Source organism: Arthrobacter sp. Dra40 (genome assembly GCF_059091905.1).
On sequence record NZ_JBNHHB010000006.1, the window covers coordinates 59,031 to 79,539 of the forward strand.

At 60.9% G+C, this 20,509-nt stretch carries 18 protein-coding genes; 12 read left to right on the top strand and 6 right to left on the bottom strand.

What is annotated here, in order from left to right; all coding sequences use genetic code 11:
* Nucleotides 1–158 precede the first annotated feature (158 nt).
* On the bottom strand, nt 159–1,520 hold the full coding sequence (locus AC5RWT_RS04880) for an MFS transporter (RefSeq protein ID WP_494079375.1): 1,362 nt from the start codon (nt 1,518–1,520) through the stop codon (nt 159–161).
* A gap of 250 nt (nt 1,521–1,770) precedes the next feature.
* Between AC5RWT_RS04880 and AC5RWT_RS04885 the strand changes: the two genes are divergently transcribed.
* From AC5RWT_RS04885 to AC5RWT_RS04905, 5 genes are all read left to right on the top strand, one after another.
* Nucleotides 1,771–2,970 carry an acetyl-CoA C-acyltransferase gene (locus tag AC5RWT_RS04885; protein ID WP_494079376.1) on the top strand — a complete coding sequence of 400 codons (1,200 nt, stop codon included), beginning with the start codon at nt 1,771–1,773 and terminating at the stop codon, nt 2,968–2,970.
* Nucleotides 2,971–2,989: 19 nt separating this feature from the next.
* Nucleotides 2,990–3,772 (top strand): electron transfer flavoprotein subunit beta/FixA family protein, encoded by a 783-nt coding sequence (locus AC5RWT_RS04890; RefSeq protein WP_494079377.1) that lies wholly within the window; start codon nt 2,990–2,992, stop codon nt 3,770–3,772.
* An 83-nt stretch (nt 3,773–3,855) separates the two neighbouring features.
* Nucleotides 3,856–4,842, top strand: coding sequence for an electron transfer flavoprotein subunit alpha/FixB family protein (locus tag AC5RWT_RS04895; RefSeq protein ID WP_494079378.1), 987 nt, complete (start codon nt 3,856–3,858; stop codon nt 4,840–4,842).
* Nucleotides 4,843–5,493: 651 nt separating this feature from the next.
* On the top strand, nt 5,494–6,375 hold the full coding sequence (locus AC5RWT_RS04900; RefSeq protein ID WP_494079379.1) for a cytochrome b/b6 domain-containing protein: 882 nt from the start codon (nt 5,494–5,496) through the stop codon (nt 6,373–6,375).
* Between the two features lie 433 nt (nt 6,376–6,808).
* Nucleotides 6,809–7,021, top strand: coding sequence for a hypothetical protein (locus tag AC5RWT_RS04905; protein WP_494079380.1), 213 nt, complete (start codon nt 6,809–6,811; stop codon nt 7,019–7,021).
* A 970-nt stretch (nt 7,022–7,991) separates the two neighbouring features.
* Here AC5RWT_RS04905 and AC5RWT_RS04910 read toward each other — a convergent pair.
* Nucleotides 7,992–8,756: a helix-turn-helix domain-containing protein gene (locus AC5RWT_RS04910; RefSeq protein WP_494079381.1), complete on the bottom strand. Its 765-nt coding sequence runs from the start codon at nt 8,754–8,756 to the stop codon at nt 7,992–7,994.
* Between the two features lie 582 nt (nt 8,757–9,338).
* Here AC5RWT_RS04910 and AC5RWT_RS04915 point away from each other — a divergent pair.
* The 7 genes from AC5RWT_RS04915 to AC5RWT_RS04945 all read left to right on the top strand — a co-directional run bounded on the left by AC5RWT_RS04915 (nt 9,339) and on the right by AC5RWT_RS04945 (nt 16,310).
* Nucleotides 9,339–10,310 carry a sugar ABC transporter substrate-binding protein gene (locus AC5RWT_RS04915; RefSeq protein WP_494079382.1) on the top strand — a complete coding sequence of 324 codons (972 nt, stop codon included), beginning with the start codon at nt 9,339–9,341 and terminating at the stop codon, nt 10,308–10,310.
* 77 nt (nt 10,311–10,387) lie between these two features.
* Nucleotides 10,388–11,896 (top strand): sugar ABC transporter ATP-binding protein, encoded by a 1,509-nt coding sequence (locus tag AC5RWT_RS04920; protein WP_494079383.1) that lies wholly within the window; start codon nt 10,388–10,390, stop codon nt 11,894–11,896.
* Entirely contained in the window at nt 11,893–12,897 is a 1,005-nt protein-coding gene (locus tag AC5RWT_RS04925) for an ABC transporter permease (RefSeq protein ID WP_494079384.1), read from the top strand. The genes AC5RWT_RS04920 and AC5RWT_RS04925 overlap by 4 nt, the downstream gene beginning before the upstream one ends.
* Nucleotides 12,894–13,880, top strand: a complete 987-nt coding sequence (locus AC5RWT_RS04930) for an ABC transporter permease (protein WP_494079385.1) — start codon at nt 12,894–12,896, stop codon at nt 13,878–13,880. Before AC5RWT_RS04925 ends, AC5RWT_RS04930 begins: the two co-directional genes overlap by 4 nt.
* On the top strand, nt 13,877–14,665 hold the full coding sequence (locus AC5RWT_RS04935; protein ID WP_494079386.1) for an SDR family NAD(P)-dependent oxidoreductase: 789 nt from the start codon (nt 13,877–13,879) through the stop codon (nt 14,663–14,665). Before AC5RWT_RS04930 ends, AC5RWT_RS04935 begins: the two co-directional genes overlap by 4 nt.
* Nucleotides 14,666–14,724: 59 nt before the next feature.
* Nucleotides 14,725–15,513, top strand: a complete 789-nt coding sequence (locus tag AC5RWT_RS04940; RefSeq protein WP_494079387.1) for an SDR family NAD(P)-dependent oxidoreductase — start codon at nt 14,725–14,727, stop codon at nt 15,511–15,513.
* The gene (locus AC5RWT_RS04945; protein WP_494079388.1) at nt 15,510–16,310 is read left to right on the top strand and encodes an SDR family NAD(P)-dependent oxidoreductase; all 801 of its coding nucleotides are present in this window, start codon (nt 15,510–15,512) and stop codon (nt 16,308–16,310) included. The genes AC5RWT_RS04940 and AC5RWT_RS04945 overlap by 4 nt, the downstream gene beginning before the upstream one ends.
* Before the next feature lie 492 nt (nt 16,311–16,802).
* Here the strand turns inward: AC5RWT_RS04945 and AC5RWT_RS04950 are convergent, their stop codons facing one another.
* From AC5RWT_RS04950 to AC5RWT_RS04965, 4 genes are all read right to left on the bottom strand, one after another.
* Nucleotides 16,803–17,735 (bottom strand): intradiol ring-cleavage dioxygenase, encoded by a 933-nt coding sequence (locus AC5RWT_RS04950; protein ID WP_494079389.1) that lies wholly within the window; start codon nt 17,733–17,735, stop codon nt 16,803–16,805.
* The gene (locus tag AC5RWT_RS04955; protein ID WP_494079390.1) at nt 17,732–18,829 is read right to left on the bottom strand and encodes a maleylacetate reductase; all 1,098 of its coding nucleotides are present in this window, start codon (nt 18,827–18,829) and stop codon (nt 17,732–17,734) included. Before AC5RWT_RS04955 ends, AC5RWT_RS04950 begins: the two co-directional genes overlap by 4 nt.
* A gap of 39 nt (nt 18,830–18,868) precedes the next feature.
* On the bottom strand, nt 18,869–19,342 hold the full coding sequence (locus tag AC5RWT_RS04960) for a nuclear transport factor 2 family protein (protein WP_494079391.1): 474 nt from the start codon (nt 19,340–19,342) through the stop codon (nt 18,869–18,871).
* Between the two features lie 289 nt (nt 19,343–19,631).
* Nucleotides 19,632–20,447 (bottom strand): helix-turn-helix domain-containing protein, encoded by an 816-nt coding sequence (locus tag AC5RWT_RS04965; RefSeq protein WP_494079454.1) that lies wholly within the window; start codon nt 20,445–20,447, stop codon nt 19,632–19,634.
* Nucleotides 20,448–20,509 lie beyond the last annotated feature (62 nt).

A 20,509-nucleotide genomic window follows, 5' to 3' on the forward strand; every position in this document is an offset into this window, starting at 1 on the left:
CACCGCCTCGCCTGGGCCTTCATTCCACACCCCGACCACGTCCCGACGCTCACACTGGCGCCGAAACACCAACAGAATGCCCAAAGACACCACTACAGAAAACGGCAAGCAGAAAATAAACGCGACTGTAGTATTAGCCGCACGGGAATTGCAGCAATTTACTGGGGGAGCGTTGAATGTGCGGTTTCTTTCAAGAAAAGTGCTGTTACGAATCCAACGCTAGCGGCAATTACCAGTAGTAGGGCAGGAACCATATTGCTTCCCGTGGTGGTGGCCAGAAACTCTGCAAAGAAAGGCGTGCTTCCTCCGAAGACAGCGGCTCCGAGGCCGGTAGCGATTGCTGTGCCACGGTATCGAACCGTCGTCGTGAACAGCTCCATCTGCGCCGGTAACAACATGACTGCTCCTAGAGCTGCCGGGAGTACCAAGATCAGCTGACCTAAAACTGCGAAGAGGAATGTCCCTTGAGTGATCAGCAGGAACGCCGGGTAGGCAATAACTCCGAAGCTGATCGTCGACGCCAGGAGTGTCTTCTTCCGGCCTATACGGTCGCATACCCGGCCGGCAATGGGAAGCAGGCAGAACAATACGGTTGCATAGATCCCAGTTGCAATGAGCGCGAGTTCGCGCGGAAGCTCAAGATGACCGGTCAAATAGGTCGGAAGATAGCTGATCAGGACGTAGAACGCAGTGGAATTCATTGCCATCACGCCGATGGCAAGAAGCACTAGACGAACGTACGCAGTGGGAGAGGAATCTGAGCCAGAAGGGGCGCGATCCCTGGAGGCAGAGGATTCGAGAGATTTGCGCTGCTTTTCCTCTTGCGCTGCGATGAACTGCGGAGTCTCAGAAACTCTCGTGCGGATGTAGTAACCGATCAAACCCAACGGTGCCGCGATCAGGAAAGGAATGCGCCAGCCCCAACCTGCCATCGATTCATCGCTCAGTGCCGTGTTCAGGAAGTAGGCCAGGGCCATGCCGGCGACCATAGCTGCTACGGTCCCGCCTTGAATCCAGCTCATGTTGGTAGCGCGCTTCCCGTCCGCCGAGTGCTCGGCGACGAATGCCCCGGCGCCCGCGATCTCTCCGCCTGCGGATAGACCCTGGACAAAGCGCAGGAGCAGCAGGGATATCGGTGCGGCTATTCCGATTGCGGAATAGGTGGGAAGCAGACCGATGGCTACGGTGGCGACCGACATCGTAATCAGAATCCATGCAAGGGTCCGTCGCCGGCCCCATTTGTCCCCGAGCCATCCGCAAATCACACCTCCGATGGGGCGGGCAAAGAAGGCCAGGCCGAAGATGGCGAGGGTCGACAGGAGGCCAACGGTGGGATCATCGGCAGGGAAGAACGTCGAGGCGACAACTGTCGCGAAGAAGCCATACACCGCAAGGTCGAAGTATTCGACGAACGTCCCTATGGAGCCCGCCAGGATCACTCGCTTTAGGCTGCCAGGCCGTTCGTCCTGATTTCGTTCTGTTGAATGAAGTGATGATGCGGATGTTTTTGATGTAGCCATGATCGCCTTTCATGGAACGCGCCATTGCGCCAGTCAAGTTGGAAGGGAATGCCACCTAGAGACCATGTTGATCCGCAGGCCAGGTCTAATGCAGACCGTTGTTCCCTCAGGCAGGGCAGGGACAGTCTCGTCTGCCGCCGCCTCCACTGGATGCTACAGAGCCTCACATCGAAGTGTCAACGGTAGTGTTGATTGAATTTGTATCCTCGGTTACAGTCGGGGTCTAACATCCCTAGTTAGGAAGTAACCCATGATCAGAGAAGCTGTCATCGTCTCCACGGCTAGGACGGCCATCGGGAAGGCCTATCGCGGGGCCCTCAATGACACCACCCCTCAACAACTGGCCGCCCACGCGATCAGCGCAGCGATTGATCGTGCCGGCATCGATGGCGGGGAAGTTGAGGACATCGTGTTGGGTTGCGCTCTGCAGGAAGGCGCCTCCGGCCTCAACATCGCACGGCAGGCGGCCTTGCGCGCCTCTCTGCCCGTCACGGTCCCGGGCATGAGCATCGACCGTCAGTGTGCCTCCGGCCTGATGGCCGTGGCCACTGCCGCCAAGCAAATCATCGCCGACGGGATGACCGTGACCATCGGAGGTGGCGTGGAATCAATTTCTCTGGTCCAGAACGACCATGCCAACCGTTATCGAACTCAAGACCCTTGGCTGGTCGAACACCTGCCCCAGACTTATATGCCGATGCTCGAGACTGCCGAAATTGTCGCGGAGCGCTACGGGATTACGCGAGAGGCCCAGGACGCTTACGCGCTGCAGTCTCAGCAGCGTACCGCCCAGGCCCAGCGGGCTGGCCTCTTCCAAGATGAAATCGCTCCCCTAATCACGACCAAAGTGCTCACTGACAGAACCTCGGGGGAGACCAGTGTCCAAGAGGTACGCCTGGACCAAGACGAGGGCAATAGGCCGCAGACCGACCTGCCCTCCCTGTCGGCCTTGCGCACGATCCTGGCAGATGGCCAGGCAAGTAACCGGGCAACCGTCACGGCCGGTAACGCCTCCCAACTCTCCGATGGCGCCGCGGCGTGTGTGCTGATGGAGAAGACGCACGCTGAACGTCGAGGCCTAGAGATCCTTGGCACCTATCGGGGCATGGCGGTGGCCGGATGCGGTCCGGAAGAGATGGGTATTGGCCCGATATTCGCTGTCCCGAAACTGCTGAAACAGCACGGCCTGTCGATCGAGAACATCGAACTGTGGGAGCTCAACGAGGCCTTCGCCTCCCAGGCCGTCTACTGCCGCGAGTCCTTGGGAATCGATCCCGACCGGTTCAACGTCAATGGCGGAGCCATTTCGATTGGCCATCCTTACGGAATGTCAGGCGCCAGAATGATCGGCCATGCCCTGCTGGAAGGGCGCCGTCGCGGAGCGCGATACGTCGTAGTCACCATGTGCGTCGGAGGCGGCATGGGCGCGGCCGGACTATTCGAACTCTAAGATCCCAGGAGAAAATGTCGTGAAGATTGTTGTTTTGGCCAAGCAGGTTCCGGACACCTGGTCGGACCGCAAGATCGATTTGGGGACCGGTTTGTTGGACCGGGCGGTGTCGGAGCCGGTGCCGGATGAGATCAACGAGCGGGCGCTGGAGAACGCGTTGGCGTATAAGGACCAGAACCTGGACGCCGAGATCGTGGTGGTGACCATGGGTCCGGAGGATGCGACCAAAACGCTGCGCAAGCTGCTGTCGATGGGCGCTGATTCGGCGATGCTGGTCACCGACGAGGCACTGGCTGGCTCCGACATGGTCCAGACCGCGAGGGTGCTGGCCGCCGCGATCGGCAGGATCGGGGCGGTGGACCTGGTGGTGGCCGGCAACGATGCCACGGACGGGCGCGGCGGGATGGTCCCGGCCATGGTCGCCGAACTGCTGGGGTGGCCGGTGCTGCCGGGACTGGACACAGTGGCCATCGCCGCCGGGTCCGTGACCGGTGTCGCCCAGGTGGACGGGGGCACGCTGTCGTTGTCCTCGCGGTTGCCGGCGGTGGTGTCGGTGACGGAGAAGTCCGCCGAGGCCCGGTTCCCGAACTTCAAGGGCATCATGCAGGCCAAGAAGAAGCCGCTCCAGACGTTGTCGCTAGCCGAGCTGGGGATCGCCGCCGGACCGGAGGCGGCGTCCGTGCGCTCGGTGATGGTTTCCGCGATCGCCCGCCCGGCCAAGGAGGCCGGCCCGAAGATCACCGACGACGGCACCGCCGCCGCCCAGCTGGCCGAGTTCCTGGCCGCCAACCGGCTCATCTGACCGGTTTCCCACGGGTCCGCCTGCCACGTGGCGAGGCCCCTGCTGATTTGCCCACGTGCTGAAGACTTGAAGGAAGAGCATCCATGACTGTTGGAAACGTCCTTGTGTTGATCGAGACCACTGGGGCCGGGGACCCGAAGTCCACCGCGGCCTCGCTGCTGGGCGCGGCCGCGGCCCTGGGCACCCCGGTGGCCGTGGCGGTGGCCGCCCCGGGCCGGGGTGAATCTCTGGCGGTCCGGCTCGGGGAGCTGGGCGCGGCCCAGGTGTACCTGACCGAGGCCGAGACCGCCGGCACCGAGCTGGGCAGCGCGCAGGTCGGTGCCCTGGCCGACGCCGTGCAGGCCTATTCGGCGCCCGTGGTGCTGGTGCCGGCGACCAACGACTCGCGGGCGGTGGCCGGGCGCCTGGCGATCGTCGCCGGCGGTTCGGTCGCTGCCGACACGGTCGGGGTGCGCTGGGACGCCGAGGGCCAGGAGGTCATCGTCACACACGCGGTGTTCGGCGGGGACTTCACCACCGAGTCCACCGTGGAGGGCGGGCTGATGATCATCACCGTCCGCCCTGGGTCGATCGAGGCCCGCGCCGAGGCCGTTGCCTCCCCCCAAGTCACCATCGCACCGGTGTCCACCGCCGCCGCCCCAGGCGCGCGGATCGAGGCGGTCACCGACGCGGCGACCGAGACCGGCCGGCCGGCGCTGCGCGGGGCCAAGGCTGTGGTCTCGGGTGGGCGCGGGATGGGCTCGAAGGAGAACTTCGTACTGGTGGAGCACCTGGCCGACGCCCTCGGGGCGGCCGTTGGGGCCTCCCGCGCCGCGGTCGATGCAGGGTACGTTCCGCAGTCCTACCAGGTCGGCCAGACGGGTGTCTCGGTCACCCCGCAGCTGTATGTGGCGCTGGGGATTTCCGGGGCCATCCAGCACCGGGCCGGGATGCAGACCGCCAAGACCATCGTGGCGATCAACAAGGACGAGGATGCCCCGATCTTCGACGTGGCCGACTTCGGCATCGTCGGGGATGTGTTCACCGTCGTCCCCAAACTGATCGACGAGCTCTCTGCCCGCCAGAACTGAGCGACCGACCGGCGTGGGATGCACCGCATCGCCCCCTTGGCCTGACTGGCCGTACTAGAAGTGAAAGGCCACGAGATGAGCAGCGAAAAAAACACTACCGAGAACAGCGCTCCACGCCGTGCCCGCATGGCCAGTTACCGTCCTCAGCTGCAGCAGCAGGCAGGGCTTGGAACCGAAGCAGGTGCTCAGCTCCCCGACTCCGCAGTGCAGGTGGAGGGGGCGCAGGGAACTCGAATCGCCTCGCAGTTCCCGCCGACCAGGACTCGGATAGGCACAGGTGCCCCGACAGCCGAAGCCGGTTCCGCGGCCCCGGCCTCTGGTGCTGCGACGGAGGTTGGCAAGGCTCCGGCCCGTCAGCGGATGGGTGCCCCATCATCCGCCCCTAATCAGACTGGGGCAGAGGAATCCTCGCCTGCCACAGGTCTCCGAACGAGCCAAGGTGCAGGGATCAGAGCGGTCACTGCACCCGCTGATGCGCCTAGGGCAACTCGGATGGCAACACCAATGGCTCCCACCCCGAGCAGTGCTTCGGCGCCGACCGCGATTTCGAGGGCCGCCGCCCCGCCCGCGGTAAAGGCCACGGGAACCGCGAACACACTGGGCACCGGAGATGGCCGAGACGGTGGGGGTCGTCCTGCCTGGGTGCGGCCGGTGGCGACCGTCGCGGGGTTCGTCCTGCTCGCCCTCGTGGTCGTGCTGGCCGCCCGGTGGGCCCGGACCCTGGAACCGGTCCAGCAGTTCATCGCTACCTATGACGGGCACGCCTCCCAGCCCGAGGCCGCCCCGGCGGGGATCCCGGCCTGGCTGGGCTGGCAACACTTCCTGAACATGTTCTTCATTGTGCTGATCATCCGCACCGGCCTGCAGGTCCGGACCGAACGCAAGCCCCCCGGGTACTGGACCGCCAAGAAGGGCTCGTTCTTCTCTCCAAAGGGCAACGTCCCGAAAAAGGTCTCCCTGTCGCAGTGGCTGCACCAAGTGCTGGACGTGCTCTGGGTGGCTAACGGGGTCGCCTTCGTGGTGCTGCTTTTCGCCACTGGGCACTGGATGCGGATCGTGCCCACGGACTGGGACATCGTCCCGAACATGCTCTCCGGCGCGATCCAGTACGCCTCCCTGGACTGGCCCACCGAGGACGGATGGGTGCACTACAACGCACTGCAGGTGGCAGCGTACTTCGCCACTGTGTTCATCGCCGCCCCGCTGGCGGTCTTATCCGGGCTGCGATTCTCCACCTGGTGGCCGGAGAAGGCCGAAAGGCTCAACCGGATCTATCCGGTGGAGTGGGCCAGGGCTGTGCACTTCCCGGTGATGCTCTACTTCGTGGGGTTCACGATCGTGCACGTGTTCCTGGTGTTCTTCACCGGGGCCTTAAGGAACCTGAATCACATGTACACCTCCCGGGACGTCGTGGACTGGTGGGGGCTGGCCGTCTTCCTGCTGTCTCTGGTGGCCATCGCGGGGGCCTGGTTCCTCACCAAACCGCTGTTCACCACCCCCATCGCCGCCCGGATGGGCAAGGTCACCAAATAACCCGGGCCTGGCATTATCTCCGGTTCGCACGTTCCAAACACATCATCGAACTGGACGCCGTCGCAGCAACAAGGCTAGGAACACACGCCCAATGCCGCCCCCAGCGGACCGCCGCGGGAATCATGCCACCGGTTCGGTGGCATGATTCCCGATGGCCTGTGAAAGTGCACGAAGACGGCCTATCAGCCACCACCCGTTCCGGGCGGGGATCCGCGCTGGTGCGCTTGGGACCGGTCAGGCGCTGACCGCGCTGATCCCTGCGGCTCTTGCGTGCGGGGCCGTGGCTCTCGACAACGGTCGCAACGGGCCGCGATCGGGTTGCCAGAGAACCTACGCCAGCCCAGTCTGGGCCCGCTGGGCCGACTGACAGAGCGCCCACGACGCGAGGACACCGGAGGACGTCGAAGCCGCCGACTATGTTGTGAAGGAGCGCATGCACCTGATTGGCAAGGACGGGATCAACGGCCCCACGATCGAGCATCTGCGGGAAGAAACGACAGCGAACTTCAACGGCGCCGGCAGTGAGCACCTCACAGATCAAAGGTTCGTGGAGGCCGCGAAGGAATGGCACGAAGCGAAGCTCCTCGCCGCAGCCGGCTTCACCGGCACCCAGAACCTGCCGCTGCCGTCGCCATGGCAGCAGTAGAGGCTGCGAAGTCCCAGCACACGATTGTTCCCGCCCAACACGTCGGAGAAGGCATCGTCGCGGTCTCTCGCCCAAGAACTGCGCTCTGAACAACGAGCATTGAGACTGCCACACTGCGTTTTTTCTGGCGGCATCGACGACCCTGTAGATGCCTTCAACGGCGTCGGAGGCCACAGCCAGCAGGCCAATGTCATCGATGACGACGAATCGGCGCGCAGAATTCCGGCCATCACCTCGGCGATTTTCCCGTCCCACTTAGTCAAGGTTCGTCGGGCATGCCACCGGTACCTGGTCACTGAGCAACAGCCACCGTTCACCGCGACGACGTCAAAGCCGGTTCTGGTCCGGCAGAGCCCGTCAGCCGGTGTCGGTACTGGCCGGTCGCGCGGCGGACATCGGACGTCGCGGCATGGCCGGTCCGCCCTGCCTCGGCGGCCCCGTCCGCACTCGAAAAGACCGCGGCCCGCCAGCAGCACGGGGCGCGGAGACCGGACCAGTGCTGGGCCGCTAGAACCAGCCAGAGGCCAGAACAACTACGAGGGGGGATACCGATCATGAGTGGATCGGCGTTGACGAGGTAGTGGACGGCAGTCTCAGGCAATCCCCTATGACCGCCTGGCGACTGGCCGAAACCCTTGCCGAATAGCAGGAATCCCTGCCCAGCGCGAGCAGCACGACCCCAAACCGCATACGAAGCGCAGGTGCGCGAAACCGCCCAACACGCCGCTGTGCGCGACGCACTCGCTTCAGTCCACAAGATCCAGTGGTGGGACCATGCTCAGCGGTCCCTGCTCCCAAGTGCGCCAAAATGCCGCAGGAACCTGATGGAACAGGGGACACGTCTATTCGCATCAAATGCAATAATCACTGTTCTACTTGTCATAAGGTAGGTTATCGGCGTAATCCGTTGTGCACCTGCGGGAGGCTCAGCGCGGTTCTTTCGAGCTGAAAAGCCAAATCAAGCGCAGCGCTACCCCAATCCCGCCCCTTGTGCAGATGTCCACGCGGAATAATGATCCGGGGGCAGCGATTCGTCCAGTGTGGACAGCTCTCCCTGAATTTGCGCAGATAGATCGCGCGGGTGAGCGTAACCGTGTCTGCCGACAACAGTCCACAAAGCTACGCAGTCCACGTCATATGGGTTGCTGAGGCGATGCGGAATTGATGACTCGAAATTGAGGCTATCTCCTGCTTCAAGTGCCGCCCGGTCAAAAGCTACCTGCACATCCAATCGCCCAGAAAGAATGTGGATATACTCGCGCCCTGAATGCCTCATCATATCCTCGGGGCCGCATGATTCGCTTCCAGCGGTGTAGGTGACACGCAAGAACTCGACCAAGGGGTCATCCGTGGTCGTCAAACGCTCCCACTTGACCCCGGAGATGTTGATTTGAGGTCTTTCACTAGCCCGCTGCAGCCCCGGCATCTCTCGATGGATCGGTGGCATTTCGACGTCGTGACTCGATCCGATTGCCGCTTCCCCACCGGGTTCGAATTCAGCCCGGATCGCGCTGTTATCCATGAGGGCGTCCAGGGAAAGGTCCAGTTCCGACACGATCGCGTAGAGAGTACCTATGGACGGGGTTGCCCTGCCCAGCTCGACTTGCGAAACGAAACTGGCGGAGACGCCTACCCGCCTGCCGAGCTCACGCAGCGACATTCTCGACCTCTTGCGCGCTTCTCGGATGCGCGCGCCCAAGGCTTCGCTCGATCTAAGTTTTTCGGCAATTGCCATTGGCCGCTTCCTCCGTGTCCCTCAGCAGTTGCCTGTCACCTGTTGGTTGATCAATGTTGACGTCCAGTTTACAGGCGTCGGCTTTCGTTGCTCGATACCGCGCCCCGCGCATTGAGCGTGAGCACTCATTATGCACGAAAGTGTGGTGATTTTCACTGCATGCGTCCGTGTTCTCTGTAAGTGACGAAGCCGTGCGTAGCAGGGTCAGACAGCGGTATTGGCGGGCACGAGAGGCATTCTAGCCTCAGGCCAAGGACCCATTGGAGTCCCTCGGGGAGGTGGCAGGACACATAGTGAACATAAGTGTGCTCCTACTTGACATTGCGTGAACCAAGATGTGATTGTGTTCACTAGCCCAGCACATCTGCGATGCCGCGAACTGGTCCGGCGGAGGGCTCCTAGAGAAACTTTCAGAAGGGATCGACGATGCTTCTTAAGCGTCCGATTGTTGCAGCTGCAGCTGGAGTTGCACTCATGTTTGGAATGTCGGCATGCGGCAGTACAGGTTCCGCTGACAGTGCAGCTGCAGCCGTTGAAGGAACCGGGTCCCTGGACGGAAACGGTAAGTCCCTGGTCGTCTTCATGCCCAGTACCGCGAACTCTTACCTTGGTGCCGGCGCCGATGCGGTTAGAGCGGAGGCGGAGGAACTCAACTACAAGGTCAAGATTGTGGAGAACAATTTCGACCAGAATGAACAAGACCAGCAAGTGCAGCAATGGCTCGCCACCGGCGAAGATGCCGCGGCCATTCTCTACTGGCCTGCCAGCGCCGAGGCTGGAGTAAATTCCAGCAGGCTGCTCTCGGCCAAGGCGCCTGTCATCCAGTTCAACCAATCCGTGCCGGAGGCTGGCAAAGAGTTCGTCGCGGCCTACGCCGGTGTAAGCGACCTCGGGATAGGGACTGCAGCGGGCGAAATGGCGCTGAAGTCCGTCGAAGAGGAGCAGGCCGCGGGAGCCCAGTTTGACGGTCCGGAAGGCAAGCCAAATCTCATCGAAATTTCCTTTCCGACTGGGTACCAGGCCGGAACTGATCGCACATCTTCATTTGCCAATGCCGTAGGCGACACGTTTAACAAACTCGCTTCCGAACCGGCTCCTACCGTCGACGCGCAGGGCGGTTTCGAAGCGGCCAGCCAGATTATCCCTAAATTTAAGAGCAAGGGCATCAACTACATTTATGCTCACTCGAACAACGTAGCCGTCGGGGTTATCAAAGCCCTGGAGCAGAACGGGTTGGCACCTGGCAAAGATGTAATCATCATCGCCGGCGACTACTCGGGCGACAAGAAGCCCCTGCGTGACGGCAAGATCTATTCGGCTGTCGTTCAGTCGCCCGTAATCGAGGGTGAACTGGCGGTTGACACTGCGGCTAAATACCTCGCGGCAGGGACAACTCAGAGCGGGGAGACCACCATCTCCCCGGACGAGGTGAAGCCCGAATTGACTACCGAAGCCCCGTTCGACGCCACGTTCATTCCTAGCCCGCCGATTCTGCCGTCGGACTACGCCAGCTTCAAGATTTGGGGTCTCGGAATCGAGGAATTGGTCTTCTAACCACCCAGAGAAATGGTGGTGGCCGTCAGCTCACGGGGGCCACCGCCGATCACAGCAACATCGAGAAAGTAGAAGCGATGGCCGACAACGTGCCGCTCCGTCTATCCGCCCGCAACATCAGCAAACGTTACGGCGCGGTCCAGGCTCTCGACGGCGTTACTTTTGAACTCCGCCCCGGTGAAGTCATGGCATTGCTGGGTGAAAATGGTGCGGGAAAGAGCACCATTGTCAAGGTGCTGTCCGGGCTTGTTCGCCCCGACACGGGGACCATCGAGATTGACGGGGAGCCGAAGGACATTGCTTCTTCAGCCGCCTCCCAACTGGCAGGGATTTCCGTCGTCCAACAGGAATACAGCACTGTCGGTACCATGAGCGTTGCCGAGAACCTCGTTCTGGGTCAACGCGACGCCCCGGTGTGGTGGAGTCCTAAGCGGCTGCACCGCAACGCGGCGGGTCTGCTTGAACGGGTAGGACTCGGACACATCGACGGCCGGACGCTGGTCGAGGATCTTTCAGTAGCGGAAATGCAGCTCCTGGAGATCGCGAAGGTCTTGGCTCGAGACGCTAAGATCGTCATCTTTGACGAACCCACTGCGGCGCTCTCGGATGCCGAAATTGTGCGGGTGCTAGGCGTGGTCCGCACCCTGGCGGCCGAAGGTCGAAGCATCGTCTACGTGACGCACAGGCTGAACGAGGTTTTCGAGATTGCCGACCGCGTGACCATCTTCCGCAATGGCCAGAGTCATTCGTCTGTCGACGTCGCGGATCTGGATGTGGACAAAGTCATCACAATGATGCTGGGCCGCGAGCTGGGCGACATGTATCCAGAGCGGGGACAGCGTGAAGGCGAAGTCGCCTTACGCCTCGAGCAGCTAACGGTTCCAGGGCTTAAGGCACCCGTCGACCTCGAGGTGCACCGCGGACAAATCCTCGGTCTGACAGGACAGCTCGGATCAGGCGCTTCGGAGCTTGTACAGGCTCTGGCCGGCATCGTTCCGGTCCTAAGCGGCCGGGCCTTGCTTGACGGAGAGCCCATGCAGCTGACCTCGCGTCGAACAGGCATTCTGTCCGGCGTTGCGTACTGTTCCGCAGACCGGAAGAAGAACGGCATATTCGCAGGTGCCTCAATTCAACGAAACCTCTCATCACCTTGGATTGAGCGGGTCTCTTCCCTCGGAGTGGTTTCGGCCGGAGGTGAAAAGGCCCAGGCTGCCCAGATCGCCGGAGAATTCGCAATCGATCGAGCTCGCTTGGGATCGACAGTGGGGACCCTGTCCGGCGGCAACCAGCAAAAGGTTGTGCTAGGGAAATGGCTGGGCATCTCACCCAAGGTACTGCTGGTGGAAGAACCAACGCGTGGGGTGGATGTCGGTGCCCGATCAGAGATCTACCGAAAACTGCGTCAACTTTCCGATGAAGGACTGGTAGTCGTCGTTTCCTCATCCGATACCAACGAGATCTTTGGATTATGCGACGTGATTGGAACCTTCAGCCGTGGTTCCCTTTCGTCCTTCCGCCCCTGCGAGGAGTGGACGGAACAATCGCTGGTCCGTGAAGTCATGCAGAACGAGGAGGTGCCCGCATGACCACCACTACGTCCCGCCCGGAGACAACCCGCGCAGCGGCAGTTCGAGCACAGAGTAATGGCCAGAAGGTGGTCCAGACGGTTTCCCGGTGGGGTCTGCCCTTGCTGCTCTTGGTCCTCGTGGTTTTGGCTACGTTGACGACTCCTTCTTTCTTGACCTTCGACAATGCGCGGGCCATCCTGATCAACTCCGCCATCGTGGGCATTGTTGCGGTGGGCATGACCCCGATCACGCTTTCGGGTAACTTTTTCTCGCTCGGTGCTTCGCAGTCCACCATGCTTGCCGCAATCCTGTTCCTGACGACTGCGGCAGCGGGGTGGCCGCTGCCCCTCGCTCTGCTCGTGTCGGTCGGTACGCTCCTGGTTGTAGGCGTCATTCAGGCGCTCGTAGTGGCGGCGGGCCTCAACCCGGTCATCACCACGCTGGCGGCGGGCTCGATCATTTACGGCATAGTCACATTCCTCACGGGCGGCAGCGTCGTCACTGCAAATAGTGCCGACATCGGCTGGATTGCTACAGGAAGTTTCCTGGGGCTACCGCTGCCCGTCTACGTGTTCTTCATCTTTACTGCGCTGGTCTGGTTCATCGTGGATAGGACCGTTCCGGGACGCAGGATCACACTGGTCGGGTACAACCGCGAATCAGCAAAGATCAGCGGAATTTCGATCCGCTCCACGACGATCTGGGCCTTCGCGATCATGTCGCTCGGCATGGCGGTAGCCGGTGTTCTCTCTGCAGGCCAACTGGGTCAAGTCACTTCGAACGATCTCTCGAACTTGACGATCGACACGGTTGCGGCCGTACTCGTAGGAGGAACCGCAATCCAAGGTGGTGAAGGTTCCCCCATTCGCTCGGCCGTGGGCGCGCTGATCATTGTGGTCCTGGGAAACATCATGCTGCTACACGGGTTCCCCACGGGACTGCGCATACTCGGTGTCGGGCTGCTGGTCGTGATCGTTGTCTCAGCCCTCCACATACTTCGAAAGGCGGCAGCCAAATGAGATCACTCAACCTCATCGGCCGAAATTACGGCCTTCAATTGGGCGTCCTCCTGATCGTCGCAGCAGTCCTGCTCATCATGGTGCCCACATTTTCGGGCTCCGCAGCGGTGTACGCATCCCTTGAGCGTCTCTCGCTGGTCGGCATCGTAGCCGCCGGTCTGGCCGTCACGATGATCTGCGGGGAGTTGGACCTGTCAGTCGGTTCCATGGCCGTTCTGTCAGGTGTCATCGCCATTCAGGTCGGGGATCTGGGACTCCTGCCCAGTATCGTTATCGCGACCATGACAGGGGTTCTACTGGGCCTGCTGCAGGGCTTCCTGATCGCCAAACTCGGCATCAATTCGATGGTTTTCACCGTCGGAACACTGATCCTCTTCAGTGGCGCCGCATGGCTGGTAGCAGGCGGTGGGCCAGTGACGCTAACCAACTTCCGCGCCACCGACCCCCTCCTGCTTCGCTTCGGCATCTTCTCCCCGGCGTCGCTCGTCGCGGTCACCGTAATCGTCGCCATTGGCATTTTCCTCGCGTGGACTCGATGGGGCCGTGAAGTTTACGCAATTGGCGGAGCCCGCAACGAAGCCGCTGCCGCAGGTGTACCGGTCAAACGCGCACTGATGGTGTCCTTCACGCTCTCCGGAGGAACAGCTGCCCTTGCCGGCGCTTTGACCAGCCTGAAGGGGGCCTCGGCAACTCCCGACAGCTTCGGCACCCTGCTGCTTACCGCCGTCGCCGCATGCCTGATCGGCGGAATCAGTTTGTATGGAGGACGGGGCGACATCATCAACATCGTGTTGGGCGTCCTCATCCTCTCCGTTCTCTCAGCCGGGATGGCTGCCAGCGGTGCCCAATCGTTCGTTACAGAACTGCTGACCGGTGTCCTCCTGCTCACCGTAATCACGGTTGACTTCGTTCTGGCCGGGATCAGACGACAACGCAAGTTAGCGGCCACCCGAAACCGAGTAGCTGTGGAGGCTGCCTCATGACTACCGGAAACCTCGACGGACAAGTCGCAGTCGTTACCGGATCTTCTTCCGGCAATGGACGTGCCATCGCACTGCGCCTCGCTCAGGACGGTGCTGACGTCGTCTGTGCTGACCTTCGCCCCGACCCCCATTCGCCCGGCTTTGACGGAGCTCAGTCCACCGAGAGCCTGATAAAGGAACGGGGCGGGAAGGCGCTATTCCACCGCACGGACGTAACTGATAGCGCTTCTGTTATCTCCCTCTACGAGACCGCGCTGCACGAATACGGACGCCTCGATGTCATCGTCGCCAATGCAGGCATATCTCCCCAGCCGCCTGTGCACCTGCCCGAAGAAGACTTCGAGACGTTCCAGCGGGTAACACGGGTAAATCAAGAGGGTGCCTGGTGGACGGCTCGCGAAGGGTCCCGGATTCTGCGTGAACAGGGTGAGGGCGGACGAATTGTGTTCATCTCGTCCATCGCCGGCCTGGTAGGCAGCGATTCCGGAGCGCACTACTGCATGAGCAAGGGCGCAATCAACCAGCTGACCAAGGCCTTGGCATTCCAAATGGCCTCACATCAGATCACGGTAAACGCAGTCGCTCCGGGATTTGTACGTACTTCCATGACCGAGGACTACTTGAGCGATCCAGGGCGCAGGAAAGCAGTCGAGGACTCCCACCCATTGGGCCGCGTGGGTGAGGCATCAGATGTGGCGGGGGCTGTCGCATTTTTCGCAGGTCCCGACGCCAGCTGGATCACCGGGACAATCCTCCCGGTAGACGGCGGCTACACCGCCGTATGATTTTGGGCCGCCGCTCGGCCCGAGAAATGAAAGCAATAAATCAGGAGAGGACAAGAGGGATGACGAAACGGGTTGAAGGTAAAGTTGCCGTCGTGACAGGTTCCGCCAGCGGCATGGGTCTTGGCATTGCCAAGTCCTTGGCTGCTGAAGGCGCCAAGGTTGTTATTGCAGATCTGAATTTGGAGTCGGCTCAGGCCGCTGCCGAGAGCATCCAGGCCGACGGGGGAACTGCCGTCGCCGTTCAGGCTGACGTTGCCAAGCGGGAACAGGTGAGGGCAGCTGTCCTCGCGACCGTTGAGGCCTTTGGACGCATCGACGTTTGGTTCAACAATGCAGGGTTCAATCGCCCCCTGCAGTTTCTGGACATTACTGAGGAAAATTTCCGAAGCATCATGGAAGTCAATGCCTTGGGCACCTTGATCGGAATGCAGGAGGTCGCAAAGCAGTTCATGGCCCAAGGCGGCGGAGGCAAGATCATTAACACGGCTTCGATGGCAGGCCGGCAGGGATTCCCAAGCTTTGCGCCGTACTCGGCTTCGAAGGCGGCAGTGATCTCCCTGACGCAAGCGGCCGCTCGAGGGCTCGCAGAGCATGACATCACTGTCAACGCATTCGCTCCGGGAGTAGTGGACACTCCCCTGTGGGCCAAGCTCGACAGCGACCTTATGGAGATCGGCGACTCAGAGAAACCGGGACAGGCCATGAAAGACTTCTCTGAAGGAATTCTGAAGGGACGCCCGGCTCAGGTCGAAGATATTGTCGGAACAGCGCTCTACTTGGCTTCCAAGGACTCTGACTACCTCACCGGCCAAGTAATCATGATCGACGGTGGAATGGTGTTGGTGTGACCGGGAAGCCAATCAATTCCTCCGTTTCTGTTGCCCTAATCACCGGGGCAGCCGGGGGTATCGGCCGCGCCGCCGCCACCCGTTTCGCTGAAGAAGGGCATGCTCTCGTCCTCTGCGAGATGAATCAGGAATTGGTGGATTCGGCCGCGGCAAGCATCCAGAGCGAGTTCCCGAACACCCCTGTCCTCGCCTTGGTGTGTGACGTCGCATCACCGGATTCCGTCGAAGCTATGCGCGCCGCTGTCGAAACATGGTCCGGTCGGGTCGACGTTCTGGCTTTGATTGCCGGAGTCGTTCAGGATGCCACCCCGGTCACGCAGATGACGATCGACCAGTGGGACGAGGTGCATGGGGCGAATCTCCGCGGTGTATTCCTCTGCACCCGCTCGCTCATCCCTCTTATGCCAGAGCACGCCGGCGCATCCATTGTGACGATAGCGTCCTGGTGGGGCCGCGCCGGACATGCATACTTCTCCGGATACTGCTCTTCGAAGGCTGGAGTCATCAGTCTGACTCAGTGCCTGGCAGCAGAGCTGGCAGAAAAGGGTATAAGGGCAAACGCAGTGGCGCCGGGCAACATCGATACTGGGATGCATCGCAGCGCTCTGCAAGTGGAAGCTGAACAGCGCGGGATCTCGTTCGACGAGATGAAGAACATCGAATGGGCGAAGATCCCGCTCGGTTATGCGGGACCGCCCGCCACCATCGCTGACGCGGTAGCGTTCCTGGCATCGGAACGGGCGTCCTACATCACCGGAGCGACCCTCGACGTCAATGGTGGAGTCATGTTCAACTGACCACCGCGCTGACGCAGACTGCATTAAGTAGAACTCGCGCGACCTATAGGGATCGGCCATGCTGTCCTTGTAGGTCGCGCAGTTCGTCCTCGTCACCGCCGGAAGAGGCCGTCGCAAACACCTCAGGGATAAGCCAGGGCTAAGATTCAACCGCCTCGGGCCCCGCTGCCTGAGTGAACAGCATCTTGTGCAGCAGCAGTCCGCGAAACTTGCCAGAGTACCCGCTCTCCGGCTTCGGCTTACTCCCCTGGCTTGAGCCGAGAACCTTCCTGCGCTAGGTCACAATTGGCCTGCAGGAACAGAAGATCGTGCGCCAAGCAATTGAAAACCGGCGCCGCAACACGTAGTGCACTGCTTCGACAAGTTTCGGCCCAGGCAATGTGCGGATTTGGAAGAAGCGTGGGCTGTAGACGCCAAGCTTAAGAGGAGTCTAATTCAGGGCAAGGGCACCAACAGCGCACCGGCATTCAGCAATACCGGTGCGCTGACCATCTAAACCTCAGCGGGTGCCAAAACGATGTCAAAGCGGACTCGCGCCCAATTACGGCCGCCGAGATTCCGGCCATCCGGCGTGGGCGTTTCGCCCGTCTGTTCGTCGAAGTCCTTGATCAGCGATTCCTTGACACCGAACACGGTGTCGGATTTTAGGAGTTCGTCGCCCCGGACGAAGATGTGCGTTACCAAGGTCCGCAGTCTGGGAGCGGTTACCATAAAGTGCAGGTGACTTGCGCGCATGGGTGAGCGGCCCGTAGCTGCGAGCATCTGTCCCACGGGACCGTCGTGTGGAATGGGGTACGGGGTGGGCGTCAACCCCCAAAAGCTGTACCGTCCGTCCTGATCAGCGAACAGATGGGCGCGTCCGCCGACCCGGCCGTCAGAGTATTGCACGTCATAGAAGCCGTCTTCGTCTGCTTCCCAGACTTCAATACGCGCACCGGGCACCGGTCTCCCCTCGGTATCTCGCACTGTGCCTTCAACCCAGCAGGGTTGGCCGGGGGCGCCGCCCGCGATGTCCCCTCCGATGGGGATCTCCGGGGCGTCGTCAACAAAGAACGGTCCGAACACCGTGGCCTCGGTCGCGTCTTTGTAAGCCACGTTGTTCACGTTGATAGTCTGCATCGATACTCCCAGTACGTCGGAGAGGAGGATGAACTCCTGACGCCTGTCATCCGTGATGTGGCCAACCGCGGTCAGGAACTCGATCGCTTTGTTCCATTCGCCCTCGGTTAGGCGAACATCTCGGACGAATGCATGCAGATGCCGCACCAACGATCGCATCAGCTCCCTAAGCCGGGGATCGGCACAATCCGCAAAGCTTTGCAGTACATTGGCGGTGAGTCGTTCCTCGACAACATGCTGTTGTGTCGAGACCTCGGATCCCGAAGGAGCAAGAGCACCCGTATCGTAGGAGACGTTGTCGCTCATGGACGGACTCCTTCCAGTACCGGAGCAGACAGTGTTCGTGGGTCATCCCCCTTGAGAGCGGCCTGCAGGAGAAGCGTCAGGTTTTCCTGGGTTACCGGACGGGGGTTATTCGTCGGGACTGCGGGCAGCACGACCTCCACGGCTTCCTCGATCCCATCTGCACTGAATCCAAAGTCTGCCAAAGCCTTCGGCGCGTCCAACTTTTGACGCAAAATCTGGAGCCCTTCAAGGGCATCGCCTGTTCCGAAGCCAGCTGCGATACGAGCCGTCGCTTCAGGTGCCTCGGGCGCGTTGAAGGCCAACACATACGGAAGCACTGTCGCGTGGGTTTGAGCGTGAGGGAGGTTGAAAGTACCTCCGAGCACGTGACAGATCTTGTGGTGCAGCCCGGACCCGGCCGAAGCGAAGGCAACGGCAGACAGGTAGGCCCCGTAAAGCGCCTGCTCCCGGCCCTCACGGCCACGCGGATCGGCGACGATGCCGAGCAACCCGGAGTTCAGGGCACGAATGCCTTCAGCTGCTAACGCCTGATTAATGGGATCAGCGCGCGGGCCCCACATCGAGTCCACGCAATGAGCCATACCGTTGAGCCCAGAAGCAACGGACATCTCAACAGGCAGAGACAGGGTGAGCTCTGCGTCATAGATAACCGCAGCCGGCAACACCCTGTCGTCTACACCAGTGGTCTTCCGGGCCGCCTCAGTCAACCCCCAGACATTGGTCGCCTCGGAACCTGCATACGTTGTGGGCACAGCGACGATGGGCAGACCCGAAGTCAGCGCAACCGCCTTGGCCAGGCCTGTCGTAGAACCGCCACCGACCGAAACGATCAGGTCAATTTGGGCGTCCAAAGCCGCGGAACGAGCTTTCTCCGCCTTCTCAACAGGGACGTGCATAACAACGTCGTTGTACTCCAAAGCGATCTGAATGTGAGAAGAGACGCTGCGGGCAATGTCGGCTTCTGCCTCAGCGGCGACAAGCATTACACGCCGGGCTCCCTGACGGTCCACTTCAGCGGCAAGGTTCTCGGCGGCCTTGCCCGTGCCAAAAGCGACGCGCTGGGCAAGGGTCGTGTGGGTGAATTCCAAACTCATTTTTAGCTCCGGAGTGCTAGATGATGTGTACGGTGGGCGCTAGTCTGCAGGGAGGACCGTCGGCTGGTAGGCCAAAAGTTTCCATTCGCCCTCAACCCGCACCCAGACCGCCAGCGAGCTGTTGTCCAGGTGCTTTTCCTTACCGGCTGCGGTGATGTCTGCCCGCATTCTGCCGACGACGGCTGCCGTATCCCCGACGACAATAATTTGCTCTACGGGATGCTCGATCCGGTGGTAAACGTAGTAGCCGGACCGGCACTTTTGCAGGTAGGAGTCGAGGGAATCCCTATCACCATTCGAATGCGTGTAAACAAGATCGGGATGACACAAGGACCGGAAGGTTTCCACATCCTGATTCGTCATGGCCTCGTAGCGCCTCTGTTCCATGTTCTGCAGGTCGGAAACGGCCACAGCAGTTGTTTCAGTAATCAAGGTCTTATCCTTCGGTGTCAACTCTGGCAACGCGGCAGCCGCTACAGATGAGGCGGACGCGGCACCTGCGTAGACCGCCATCGCTTCAAAGTAATCAGTACTGCACAGTCATGTCAACTGTAACTATACAAGCCGGTACTAGCTAGGGATAACTTCCGGCAAGCGTTGGGTGCCTTAAGACAAAGGCTTTGGAGCAGCTAGAAGGACTCGCGAAGGGCTCGAAGCGCCTGGCAGTCCTGCCTTCGACGCTTATCACGGTATGCAGCGTATTCCTTGGCGCGGCCGTTCCCAGTTGTGCAGGCGTCGCCGGGCGCGAGGTCCCCTAGGGCGCCGGCCGAAGCGCTCGGAGGTATAGGGGGCCCTTATTACCTCAGTGTCGCCCGACTACAAACCAGATAGCAATGCATTCCTCAGCGTATGGGTTACTCAAACGGTGTGGAATCGATGAGTCGAAATTGATGCTGTCGCCAGGGGACATCGTCTGCCGGGCAAAGGCCACTTGCACATCTAATCGCCCGGACAGGATATGAAAGTATTCTTTGCCACCGTGATGGGCAAGATTGTCCGGCCGGCATGACTCGCTGCCGCTTCTGTAAGTCACCCGTAGGAACTCAACCTGGGAATCATCGTCCGGCGTAAGCCGTTCCCACCGGACGCCTCCCAAAAAAATCTCAGGACGCTCATTCGCCCGCTGTAGACCCGGCAAATTCCCTACGTCCGGCAGATGTATAACACCATCAGGAGGGACGTTTTCGTCGACCGCTTCCGATGTCGAACTGGTTGCAGTTGCCTCGTCCGAAGCGGCATTAGAGGATCCAGCATCCGATGTCTGCCGGTCTTGCATCAACGAGTCAAGGCTCAGCCCAAGCTCCGAAACGATGCTGTATAAGGTTCCTACGGAAGGAGCAGCAAGGTCCCGTTCCACTTGAGACATAAAGCTCGGGGATACTCCCACCCGACGCGCCATTTCCCGCAGCGACACATTGGCAGCCGTCCTCGCTTCTCGTAGCCGGCCTCCAAGGAGTCGGGCTCCGCCGGCTGTTTCGTTTCGGTTCACGTCACCCACTGTACGTCTCGCTTCGAATAGTTCTCCGTGCCGCCTCGTCTGGTCAACTAGCGTGCTCAGCTGCTTCGCGCCCATGCTGTTTATTATTAGTTGACACAGGGTCGGCCGTTGCACAATCATACTGAACAGCACCACTCATGGTCCGCAATGACCCGCGGTCCACCGCAATCTAGGAGCAGCCA